Here is an 11676-nt window from a genome sequence, read left to right on the forward strand (position 1 = left end):
TGGAGTTCCTTCTTTGGATGCTTGAACTAAACCGTTTACCATAATACCGCTTTTGAGGTATTGGCGGATAAGATGTAAAACACGCTTATCTTTTACCTTTTCCTCGATGTAGTACATGAGTTTATCGTGGTTCACTGTGTCAAAATAAGCTTTCATATCCATATCTACAACGTATCTGTACCCTTGCTCGTAGTACGACTTCGCTTGTATGATAGCCTGGTGTGCACTACGCTTCGGACGAAACCCAAAGCTATTATCGGAGAACGTAGGGTCAAATATTGGTTGTAAGACTTGATTGATTGCTTGCTGAATCATCCGGTCGATAACAGTTGGAATCCCTAATTTTCTTACACCACCGTTAGGTTTTGGAATTTCAACCCGCAACACGGGTTGTGGGCTATAAGTTCCGTCATGTAATTTCGTTAGTAACTCTTCCCTGTGCTCCTTCAAGTGCGGGAGTAACTGGTCGTAAGTCATACCGTCTACGCCTGCGGCTCCCTTATTTCTGACAACTTGGAGGTAGGCTTGATTGAGATTATTCCTTGTAAGAATTCTCTCATACAGATTTACACCATTTTGATTGTTCAGTTCACCATGGAAATTACTATGCACTCCGTTATACTCTTCATGTTCCACATTATCTCTCTGACGGTAGCCAGGTTTCCCTGTTTTCTGCGGTTGTCGCAATTTCCACACCTCCTTGTATCCTCAAAATTATTATTGTTCAGTCCTTCACGTCCTGTCAGCGAACGCTACTATGACCTCGGCTGACTTCTTACGATTCATCCTCATGTCACCATGAAGATTGCACTGGTTCGTTATCACTTAACTTGCACTGTGCCCTCGTAAGACCTCCCCTGGTAAGAGTGAATACTTTCCTCCCATGTAACTGCTAGATTTACTGTATAGGTTTCGAGCAGTATTGGACTTCAGTTTGTCTTGCAACCTTATCCGACCTAATTCAGCCTTATATCTAGTTTCTGTTCGTCAGTTCAGGAGTTTGCGTCCGACTTCCTTCAGCCACTACCTCACGATAGCCACCTTGTCTTTCGCTAACAGTTCCTACTGCCAAGCCTGTAGTGGACTTTCACCACCGAGTATTCACCCATGCAGGGCGCACAAGAAAACGTTCTTAACGACAGTCGTTAAGAACGTTTTTCCTTATGAACGTAATGTAGCTGCAAATTTCTCTTCAACAGCTTTTAACACTTTATTATGTGTTTTTGTAACCTCTTCATCTGTTAGTGTTCGTTCTGGATCAAAGTAGCGAAGCGAGAAGGCTACTGACTTTTTACCTGGCTCCATTTTTTCTCCTTGGTACAGGTCAAAGATTGAGACATCTTTTAACAGCTTTCCACCAACTTCAGTAATAACATGCTTCATATCACCTGCTGCAATTACTTTATCAACAACGAGTGCGATATCGCGAGTCATGGATGGATAGCGAGGAATTGCTTTGTACGTAGTTTCAGCGACATCTGCTTCTAAAAGATCTTTTAAAGATAATTCAAAAACATAGGTCTCATACAGATCCAGCTCTTTTTGTACTTTTGGATGTATTTGGCCAATGAATCCGACCGATTTACCATCTAAAATTACATCTGCTGTTCTACCAGGGTGCATGCCTTCAAATGATGCCTGTTTATAGTTGACTCTTTCTTCTATTCCAAGTAGTCGAAATAAACCGTCTAGGATCCCTTTTACAATATAAAAATCGACAGCCTTCTTTTCCCCTTGCCATGGATGAGATTGCCATAATCCAGTTATAGCGCCTGCAAGACGTTCTTTTTCTAATGGCAGCTCATTTTCACTCGTCGATAAGAAAACCGATCCTGTTTCATAAATACCGACAGAATCAATTTGACGTGCTGTATTGTGACTCACCACTTCTAGTAAATGTGGCACAATACTTAAACGCAGTAAGCTACGCTCTTCACTCATAGGCATCGAAAGACGAATTGGAGCTGCATCCTCTAGGGCGAACTGTTTTACTCTTGCTTCACTTGTTAAAGAGTATGTGACAGCTTGATACAGGCCAGCTCCTTCTAAGAAACGACGGACACTACGACGTTTTTGTTGATAGTCGGTCAATCTACCTGGTGTTCCCTCTCCAACAGGTAATGTCGTTGGTACTTCATCATAGCCGTAAATCCTTGCAACCTCTTCGATAAGGTCTTCTTCAATCGTAATATCACCTCTACGAGAAGGGATGGTAACAAGAAAAGTCTCATTGTCTTCACGGTATTTAAATTTTAAATTTGTGAAAATTTGAGCTACTTGCTCTTTACTAATCGCTGTTCCTAATACACTGTTTATACGATTTAACGTTATCGATACTACAACAGGCTCAGTTGAAAGTGTGTCCACCTCAACTACACCATTCACTATTTCACCACCAGCTAATCCGGCCATTAATGCTGCAGCCCGGTCTGCTGCTTCACGAGTACGAGTTGGGTCAATCCCCTTTTCATAACGAGTACTAGCTTCGCTACGTAATCCATGGTCTTTAGAGGCTTTACGAATAGCTGCACCAGTGAAGTAAGCTGATTCAATAAGGACTGTGGTTGTATCTGAACGAACCTCTGAATTTGCTCCACCCATTACCCCAGCAAGAGCGACTGGTTCATTGCCATTTGTAATGACAAGATGATCGCATGTTAAGGTTCTTTCTGACTCATCAAGTGTCGTCATTTTTTCACCATCAGTAGCGCGACGAACTAGAATTTCCTTTGAACCAAGGCGGTCATAGTCAAAAGCGTGGAGAGGTTGTCCATATTCGAGTAGCACATAATTTGTTATATCCACTACATTATTATGGGGACGAATACCCGCTGCCATTAAACGAGTTTGTAACCATAGTGGTGAAGCTTCTATTTTTACATTTTTAACAACTCGTGCAACATATAGTGGATTATCTTCATTTGCATCAACTGAAACTGAAATATAATCACTTGCTTGTTCTGAGTTTGTTGTTAGTTCTATAGTCGGAAACTTCACTTCTCTGCCTAAAATCGCAGCGACTTCATATGCAACTCCAAGCATATTTAAGCAATCTGCACGGTTTGGTGTAAGTCCTAATTCCAAAATTTGATCATGACGGTTTAAATGACCTAGTGCATCAGTCCCAACTTCAACTTCATTAGGGAAAACAAATATACCTTCAGCATACTCCTTGGATACTAGTTTTGATTCAATTCCAAGCTCTTGAAGTGAGCAAATCATTCCATGAGACTCTTCCCCACGGAGCTTTGCTTTCTTAATTTTAAAGTTACCTGGTAATACTGCTCCAACTTTTGCCACAACGACTTTTTGACCTTTATCAACATTAGCCGCTCCACATATAATTTGTACATTTTCTTCTGCACCAATATCAACCAAACATTTATTTAATTTTTCAGCATCGGGATGTTTTACACGCTCTATAACATGACCCACTACAACACCACTAATTCCTTCGCTTAACCCTTCAACACCTTCAACTTCAATACCACTTTTTGTTATTTTATCTGCTAGCTCTTTTGCCGTTATACCATCTAAATTAACATACTCAGATAACCATTTATATGAAACAAACATTAGCTTTCCCTCCTTTATTTATGCTCTTTTAAATTGATTTACAAAGCGAATATCATTTGTGTAAAAATGACGGATGTCATCAATTCCATATTTCAGCATGGCAATTCGTTCTGGCCCCATACCAAACGCAAAGCCCGTATATTTTTTCGAATCAAATCCAGCCATCTCAAGTACGTTTGGATGCACCATCCCAGCACCTAGAATTTCAATCCAACCTGTTTTCTTACAAACATTACAGCCTTTCCCGCTGCAGATAAAGCAAGAAATATCCATCTCTACGGAAGGTTCTGTGAATGGGAAGAAGCTAGGGCGTAATCGAATTTCTCGATCTTCACCAAACATTTTCTTAGCAAATACCTCTAGTGTACCTTTTAAATCACTCATACGAATATTTTCATCTATTACTAAACCTTCAATTTGCATGAACTGATGTGAATGGGTAGCATCATCATTATCGCGGCGATATACCTTACCTGGACAGATGATTTTCACTGGACCTTTTCCTTGATGCTTTTCCATTGTTCTAGCCTGTACTGGTGAAGTGTGCGTACGGAGTAAAATTTCTTCAGTTATGTAGAATGAATCCTGCATATCGCGCGCTGGATGTCCTTTTGGTAAATTTAAAGCCTCGAAATTATAATAGTCTTTTTCTACCTCTGGACCTTCTGCGATTGTGTAGCCCATTCCTAAGAATAGGTCTTCAATTTCCTCAATCACTGCCGTTAATGGGTGGTGATTTCCTACCTTTACAGGGCGACCAGGTAAGGTAACATCAATCGTTTCACCTGCTAGCTTCTTTTCAACCTCAGCTTTTTCCAACTCTACTTGCTTTTCGGTTATTTTATCTGTAATCGATTCGCGAACTTCATTAACAAGTGCCCCCATTAATGGACGCTCTTCAGCTGATAACTTACCCATCCCTCGAAGAACTTCGGTTATTGGTCCTTTTTTCCCTAAATACTCAACACGAATGTCATTTAACCCTTTTAAATCACTTACTGCCTCAACTTTTGCAATTGCTTCTACTTGAAGCTCTTTTAAACGATCTTTCATTTGTAATCCTCCTTTTTGTATGTATTCTATAGGTAGCACCCAAGAAAATACAAAAACCCCGCCCCTAAAAAAGGGACGAGGATATCATCGCGGTACCACCCTTGTTAACAGACTACTTCATCTGTTCACTTCATTTTGATAACGGCAAAAACCGGTACACCTTTACGTTAAATACGGTCCTGGTGCCAACTCCAGAGGCGAATTCACTTAGTTCTACCATGAAAATGCTTTCAGTACAAGGCATTTTCTCCCTAGATGGTGAATAATAAGCTACTTTTCTCTATCACAGTCATTTTATATTTTTCGTTTATTATTATAGTATATGAATTTTTATTGTGCAAATCAACCTGCTAGAGTCTTTTTTTCTTTTTAAAAATAAAGAACGGAATATATAGCAAAATGAACATCGTGAGTGCAACAAGTTCTAACGAGATGATATACCATGGATAGGGTCCTAAAAAGTCAATCAAACTTGGGTTACTTGGTTTTCTTGCAAGAAACATATAGTTTCCTTTTGTTATTATATTTACCAAATAGACAAACAAAGCAATAACGTTCAAGGTTAAAAACGCTTTTATTATTGATTTAGGTGTTGGAGTAAATTTTTCAAACCAAATCATATAAAAACTAGCCAAAATAATAGCGATATGAGCTAAGAAAAAGTGAAAATAGCGATAATGTGGAAAATCGTAAAAAAGTTCAGGGGTAAGCAATGCTTGTAGTGCACCACCAACTCCCAAAAAATAAGTAACCTCAAACAAGAAAGGATTCCTTGTGATTAACATTAGGACACTTAATATTAACGAGATAGAACAAAGTTGTAAGGGTAAAGTGTCTGCTGGATCCCAGTAGTCTGTATAGTTATACCAAAGTGTTAAAGTAACCTCACTTAAAACCAAAATAGCTATTAATGTAAACCTAATTATTTCTTGTTTTCTTGTACCACTTATTCGATTTCGGGATAGATAAAGCAAGATAGCTAAAAACAGAAACAATCCCAGCATGACTAGGTGTGAAGAGGCTAAAAACTGAAATGGCTCGCCGACGTTTGTAGGACTAAAAAAATGTAGAATTTTACTCCCTCCCTACATTAAGCTTGCAAATGATACAATAATATTCCTGCTGCCACCGCTACATTAAGTGATTCGCTTTTCCCATGAATTGGAATGTAGAGGTTTTGTGTTGTTTCTTTTAATAATTCAGGATTAACACCGCTTCCCTCATTACCAACCACTAATGCAAAGGATTTAGCTGGGTTTACCTCTTTATAAGTAACTGATTCCTCATCTAAGGCAGTACCATATATAGTAATACTTTCTTTTTTTAATAACTCAAACCAATGAAATAGACTCCCTTTTATGATAGGTATGTGAAAGATTGCTCCTTGAGTCGACCTGACAACTTTGGAGTTATACACATCAACACTACCATCTCCAATAATGACTGCATCGATGCCAGCTGCGTCAGCCGTTCTAATCAACGTTCCAAGATTACCTGGGTCCTGCACTGCATCGATAAGAAGTAATTTAGAGAATTCCTTGCTTACTTCTTTAGTGGAAAACTGCTCACAGATTGCAGCTATACCTTGATTTGTCTCTGTTTCACTTATAAACTTCATAACCTCATTTGTAACAACCGTAACCGCCACGTTATCTACATTCCATGTTGGCGGAAAATCAACTGACTCGCTAATAATAATCTCGCGAATAAGCTCCTTGTTATTTAATGCTTCTTCAACTAAATGAAAGCCTTCTATTAAAAAGGTTTGTGTAGTTTCTCGTTCTTTTTTTGTATGGAGTTTTTTCCATTGTTTTACTTGTGTATTTTTAACCGATTCGATTCTTTTCAAAATATATACTCCTTTATTTACAGCAATTTTTCTTAATTATATCCCAAATTTACTGCATAATAAAACCAACAACTACAAATGATAATAGTGAAAATATACATAAAGAGGTGCTCATAATGAATCTTAATCTACGTAATGCTGTCATTTCAAACGTATCTGGAAACTCTCAAAGTGAATTACAAGATACAATTCTTGATGCAATCCAAAGTGGTGAGGAAAAGATGCTACCAGGTTTAGGAGTTCTTTTTGAAGTAATATGGCAAAATGCAAGCGAGCAAGACAAGCAAGAAATGCTTCAAACTTTAGAGCAAGGCTTAAAGTAATAAGGATTGTATTGGTTTTAAACACTATTCTTTGAATATTTAAAAGGCTTGTACCTAACTATTTGTATGGTACGAGTCTTTTTGTTTTGTAAATGTTATTTCAAACGTTAAATTCTGAAATATAAAAAAGCCGGTGACCCTTACGAATCATCCGGCTTAGCTTTATTCAAAAGTAATCGTTTCTACTGTATCTGCATCAAGACGCTTAATAATTTCCACTATTAATTTTACTGCATTTTCATAGTCATCACGATGGAGCATGGCTGCGTGTGAATGGATGTAACGGGTTGCAATCGTAATAGATAACGAAGGAACACCATTTGCTGTTAAATGGATAGCGCCAGAATCCGTTCCACCACCAGGCATTGCCTCAAACTGATATGGAATGTTTTGCTCATCAGCAATATTTGTTACAAAATCACGTAGGCCTTTATGTGAAACCATTGAAGCATCGTAAAGAACGATTTGTGGTCCCTCACCCATTTTACTCATAGCTTCTTTTTCAGAAATTCCAGGAGTATCTCCTGCAATACCTACATCTACTCCAAATCCAATATCAGGTTGAATTAGTTGAGCTGACGTTTTTGCTCCACGTAAGCCGATCTCTTCTTGCACTGTTCCTACTCCATAAACCACGTTTGGATGGTCAACACCTTTTAATTGCTTTAATACATCAATCGCAATTGCACATCCAATACGGTTATCCCATGCTTTAGCTAATAACATTTTTTCGTTATTCATTACTGTAAATTCAAAGTACGGTACAGCTTGGTCTCCAGGTCGTACGCCAAATTCCATTGCTTCCTCACGACTAGTTGCACCAATATCAATAAACAAATCTTTTATATCGACAGGCTTTTTACGAGCTTCAGGTGATAGGATATGTGGTGGTTTTGAACCAATAACACCTGTTACGTCACCTTTACTTGTTACAATCGTAACACGTTGAGCTAGCATAACCTGAGACCACCAGCCACCTACTGTTTGGAAGCGTAAAAATCCCTTGTCATCGATTTGAGTAATCATAAATCCGACTTCATCAAGATGCCCTGCAACCATAATTTTCGGGCCGTCTGCTTTACCTACTTTTTTCGCAACTAAGCTTCCTAACCCGTCCGTTGTCACTTCATCAGCAAAAGGTGCTATGTATTTTTTCATAACTTCGCGTGCTTCACGTTCATTGCCTGGTATTCCTTTTGCATCTGTCAAGTCTTTTAACATCGTTAATGTCTCATCTAGCTTTTCCATACTGTCTGACTCCCCTTATAATAATGTAGTCTGAGTATCTATATAACACAATTTCCATTATACAGAAAACGTTATCAAAAGTACAAAATGTTACTAATAGCCTTGATTCTGTCGTTCATGATTAACTTCATTTTTGGCGACATAGGCAAATACTGTTTCCTCATTAGTAAACCCAAGGATTCTGCCAAGATTGAAGTACTCTGAAAACAATTGTTGATAATTTTCTTTCGTTTGTTCTTTTTGGAATTCTGCAATTCTATTATAAATAGATATAAATTGGCTAACCAAGGGAATTTCGACCTGTTCAGTAGATATTTCTATTTCTTTACCAAAAGATAAATCGAGTCCTAACGAAAGGATAAAATGGATCCCATCTACGAATTCCTCAAGGATCTTCTCTTTACTTGCAGGAGGTTTAAGGCTCCAAAATTTAAAACACCTAGTTTCATTTGCCAGCTCTCCAACTTCTACAAGTAAGGCTAGAATTTTTCGTTCGATTAAATTTTCCTTTTCAAGTTGATGTTTTTCATTAATATATGAATCTAATGTAGCCTGCATGTCAAACATAGCTTTTAGTTTCATTAAAGATCAGCTCCAGTTGATTAAATTTGCATGGAAATTGTCGTTAACTTTCATAAAAAATTATATCAAATTATCAAAAAGATGAAACCTTATTGCATTTCACTCGTATAGAAAAATAATAATCGTTCAGGAGGAGCATCTATGTTGGTACTATTGATACGTTTGCTAATGTTTGCTTTGATATTTTTTATCATCTATAGCATTATTAAATATTTGCTCAGTTCAAAGAGAAAGCTAGAACTTGCTCATGAACAAAAGAAATACTTTTTATATGATGATGTAAAAAATGTACGAAAGAACTTCTTATTAACGTATAAAGGTGTTTTATTTGAAGGCGAAAAGTATTTAGGTACTACCGAACGTTCCTTTGAAGTTGTTTCTATCTTTGTGTGGGTGAAAAACCCATCAGAATTAAAAGGCTTAACACGAGATGATTTTAAATTTATTGAGAGCAAGCTAAAGTCACACTATCCTAATTCTAAACTCGACTGGAAAAGTCCTATCAAAGAATTCTTACAACCAAAAGATAGATTTTAGTTTTTTTCATCAAAAAAGCTTTGAGGATAAAATTATTATCCCCAAAGCTTTTTTTCCTATAGAAAAGATTTTTCCGTTTTTGTTTTAAAGAAAACATCCCACTTGATGATAACCTGCTTCTCCCGCAATAAGTAGAATAAAAGGGTCAATGCCAATAAGATCATAATGATTATAGATGTTGAAAACTCTCTAATAAACTGTCCAAAAACTGTGTAAAATAATGCTACAGATACATTTGTAAATATTGAACCTTTTACATACTCGCGAAAATTTCTTGTTGTTTCAATTATGCATAACGATAAGAGATGAAAATTAATAAAAGGGATTAGTCTTAAAATAGCAATTTGCCCAATCGTAAAATTGACTTTATTACCTAACCATTTCTCTTTTAGAAGGATTAGTTTTTTGAAGGTTGTTGGCATCTTTTTATACATAATATAAAAAACAATACTTAACGCGGTTAAACCAATTAAAGAATAGAGTGTACCAAAGACAGATCCAAACAGAATTCCTCCTACAATACACATGACAGGTACTGGAATAAAGAAAAAAGGACGGAGTACATGCAAGCAAATAAATACTATTGGTGCCAGAAATCCTGTTGCCCCGACAAAAACAAATAGCATGGTCAGTGTTTCATCCATAGTTATCACCCCTTTTTAGAGTATTCTCCTGGTGTTAAATGGAAGGTGATTTGCAACATTTTAATACTATTTAAACATATACAATCGGCCTAGCCCTTATACCAACTTCATGATAATAAATATGTAAAATCCAGTAGTGATAATAGATAATAGAGGTAATAAGTATTTAAAGGTTACGTGTTTTGTTTTATGGCGAAACTGCTTCATTCCTATCATTGCACCAAGTGCTCCCCCTAAAATGGAGACAATCCATAATTTCCTTTCAGAAATCCTCCATTCCCGTTTAATCGCTTTTTGTTTATCAAGATTCATTAAAATATAGCCATAAAAATTTAAAAGTATAAAAAGTAAAATTACAATCCACATTTCTAGTTTCCCCCCAGTACCTAAATATAAAAAAGCCACCCCCAACATGAGGATGACTTAACCTAGCACTATTTATTTAGCGTTTTTTGCAACAGTTGCTAATTCTGCAAATGCTTTTTCGTCATTAACAGCTAAGTCAGCAAGCATTTTACGGTTAACTTCAATACCTGCTAATTTTAAACCGTGCATTAAGCGGCTATACGAAAGACCATTCATACGAGCTGCTGCGTTAATACGTGTAATCCATAATTTACGGAAATCACGTTTCTTTTGACGACGATCACGGTAAGCATACATTAATGATTTCATTACTTGTTGGTTTGCTACTTTGTATAATGTATGTTTTGAACCATAATAACCTTTAGCTAATTTTAATACCTTTTTACGACGTTTGCGTGTTACTGTACCGCCTTTTACTCTTGGCATTTTGTTTCCCTCCTAAAAATCTATAAAGACCCGATATTATTTCAGATTATCTAATAAGTGACGAATACGTTTGAAATCGCCTTTACTTACTACTGTAGCTTTACGTAATTTACGTTTTTGTTTTTGAGATTTGTTACCGAATAAGTGGCTTGTATAAGCATGTGAACGTTTTAATTTACCAGATCCAGTTTTCTTAAAACGCTTTGCAGCGCCACGATGAGTTTTCATTTTAGGCATAAGGTGTTCCTCCTCATTTCATTACTTACTTAGTTTCGTTTTTTGGTGCTAATATTAAAAACATACTACGACCATCCATTTTCGGATGGGATTCTATTGTTGCAACCTCTAAACAAGCTGCAGAAAAACGGTCTAGTACACGTTGACCAATTTCTTTGTGGGTAATTGCACGACCTTTAAAGCGAATTGACGCTTTAACCTTGTCACCATTTTCAAGAAATTTAATTGCGTTACGTAACTTTGTATTAAAGTCATGTTCTTCAATTGTCGGACTTAAGCGCACTTCTTTAAGATTGATAATCTTTTGATTTTTGCGCGCTTCTTTTTCTTTCTTTTGTTGCTCAAAACGGAACTTACCATAGTCCATTATACGACATACAGGTGGTTTCGCAGTTGGTGCAACCATAACTAAATCAAGATTTGCTGTCGCAGCAATTTCAAGTGCTTCTACCTTTGATTTAATACCAAGTTGATCACCATTTTGTCCAATAAGACGTACTTCACGAGCACGAATGCCGTCGTTTACCATCATGTCTTTGCTAATAATTAGACACCTCCAAGGAAATATGAACGAATGAATACATTGTAGTTTACATCATGTGAAAGGTAATTCACCATGATCCCGATTTTAAATCTAGCATAGGTTTGTAAAAACAAAAAAGTGTGGGTGTATAAAACACCCACACTATACGATTTCTTTTTTAGAATGTAAAAGATTTCGATTGTATACCTACCAACTGCAACAATTGCGTCAATCAGGTGAGAAGCGGGTGCTTCTTCTTTTAAACAAGTATTCAATTAATTTTTACCTTAGTTAGTATAACATGTCACATGA

Annotated in this window: 15 protein-coding genes and 2 other annotated features; of the genes, 2 read left to right on the top strand and 13 right to left on the bottom strand. The window is 36.9% G+C overall.

Features of this window, described 5'->3' with window-relative positions; genetic code table 11:
• From PY093_RS12315 to PY093_RS12335, 5 genes are all read right to left on the bottom strand, one after another.
• Window positions 1-687, bottom strand: a 687-nt coding sequence (locus tag PY093_RS12315; protein WP_275643805.1) for a reverse transcriptase domain-containing protein, incomplete at its 3' end; no start/stop codon positions are given.
• A gap of 474 nt (window positions 688-1161) precedes the next feature.
• Window positions 1162-3576 (bottom strand): phenylalanine--tRNA ligase subunit beta, encoded by a 2415-nt coding sequence (pheT, locus tag PY093_RS12320; RefSeq protein WP_275646173.1) that lies wholly within the window; start codon window positions 3574-3576, stop codon window positions 1162-1164.
• Window positions 3577-3594: 18 nt separating this feature from the next.
• Window positions 3595-4629, bottom strand: coding sequence for a phenylalanine--tRNA ligase subunit alpha (gene pheS, locus PY093_RS12325; protein WP_275646174.1), 1035 nt, complete (start codon window positions 4627-4629; stop codon window positions 3595-3597).
• A 68-nt stretch (window positions 4630-4697) separates the two neighbouring features.
• Window positions 4698-4925: a binding site (T-box leader), on the bottom strand.
• 54 nt (window positions 4926-4979) lie between these two features.
• Complete coding sequence (locus PY093_RS12330) at window positions 4980-5702, bottom strand: YwaF family protein (RefSeq protein ID WP_275646233.1); 723 nt, start codon at window positions 5700-5702, stop codon at window positions 4980-4982.
• A gap of 17 nt (window positions 5703-5719) precedes the next feature.
• The gene (locus PY093_RS12335) at window positions 5720-6478 is read right to left on the bottom strand and encodes a TrmH family RNA methyltransferase (protein ID WP_275646175.1); all 759 of its coding nucleotides are present in this window, start codon (window positions 6476-6478) and stop codon (window positions 5720-5722) included.
• 116 nt (window positions 6479-6594) lie between these two features.
• Between PY093_RS12335 and sspI the strand changes: the two genes are divergently transcribed.
• A complete protein-coding gene (sspI, locus tag PY093_RS12340; protein ID WP_275646176.1) occupies window positions 6595-6801 on the top strand; it encodes a small acid-soluble spore protein SspI in 207 nt (68 codons plus the stop codon).
• 162 nt (window positions 6802-6963) lie between these two features.
• Here sspI and PY093_RS12345 read toward each other — a convergent pair whose 3' ends face one another.
• Entirely contained in the window at window positions 6964-8049 is a 1086-nt protein-coding gene (locus PY093_RS12345) for a M42 family metallopeptidase (RefSeq protein ID WP_275646177.1), read from the bottom strand.
• Window positions 8050-8142: 93 nt separating this feature from the next.
• Window positions 8143-8631 (bottom strand): dUTP diphosphatase, encoded by a 489-nt coding sequence (locus PY093_RS12350; RefSeq protein ID WP_275646178.1) that lies wholly within the window; start codon window positions 8629-8631, stop codon window positions 8143-8145.
• A 141-nt stretch (window positions 8632-8772) separates the two neighbouring features.
• On the opposite strand from PY093_RS12350, the gene PY093_RS12355 reads away from it, so the two are divergent.
• The gene (locus PY093_RS12355) at window positions 8773-9168 is read left to right on the top strand and encodes a sigma-w pathway protein ysdB (protein WP_275646179.1); all 396 of its coding nucleotides are present in this window, start codon (window positions 8773-8775) and stop codon (window positions 9166-9168) included.
• A 56-nt stretch (window positions 9169-9224) separates the two neighbouring features.
• Here the strand turns inward: PY093_RS12355 and PY093_RS12360 are convergent, their stop codons facing one another.
• The 6 genes from PY093_RS12360 to PY093_RS12385 form a co-directional block, all read right to left on the bottom strand.
• Window positions 9225-9812 carry a TVP38/TMEM64 family protein gene (locus PY093_RS12360; protein ID WP_275646180.1) on the bottom strand — a complete coding sequence of 196 codons (588 nt, stop codon included), beginning with the start codon at window positions 9810-9812 and terminating at the stop codon, window positions 9225-9227.
• Between the two features lie 96 nt (window positions 9813-9908).
• Window positions 9909-10178 (bottom strand): DUF1294 domain-containing protein, encoded by a 270-nt coding sequence (locus PY093_RS12365; RefSeq protein WP_275646181.1) that lies wholly within the window; start codon window positions 10176-10178, stop codon window positions 9909-9911.
• Between the two features lie 72 nt (window positions 10179-10250).
• Window positions 10251-10604 carry a 50S ribosomal protein L20 gene (gene rplT, locus PY093_RS12370; protein WP_275646182.1) on the bottom strand — a complete coding sequence of 118 codons (354 nt, stop codon included), beginning with the start codon at window positions 10602-10604 and terminating at the stop codon, window positions 10251-10253.
• Between the two features lie 36 nt (window positions 10605-10640).
• On the bottom strand, window positions 10641-10841 hold the full coding sequence (gene rpmI, locus PY093_RS12375; protein WP_193469963.1) for a 50S ribosomal protein L35: 201 nt from the start codon (window positions 10839-10841) through the stop codon (window positions 10641-10643).
• A 25-nt stretch (window positions 10842-10866) separates the two neighbouring features.
• A complete protein-coding gene (gene infC / locus PY093_RS12380) occupies window positions 10867-11388 on the bottom strand; it encodes a translation initiation factor IF-3 (protein WP_275646234.1) in 522 nt (173 codons plus the stop codon).
• Complete coding sequence (locus PY093_RS12385) at window positions 11388-11639, bottom strand: hypothetical protein (RefSeq protein ID WP_275646183.1); 252 nt, start codon at window positions 11637-11639, stop codon at window positions 11388-11390. The genes infC and PY093_RS12385 overlap by 1 nt, the downstream gene beginning before the upstream one ends.
• Window positions 11491-11629, bottom strand: a sequence feature (ribosomal protein L20 leader region). It overlaps the preceding gene by 139 nt.
• Window positions 11640-11676 lie beyond the last annotated feature (37 nt).

The sequence above is a fragment of the Cytobacillus sp. S13-E01 genome (assembly GCF_029193815.1).
Taxonomy (GTDB): Bacteria; Bacillota; Bacilli; order Bacillales; family Bacillaceae_L; genus Bacillus_BV.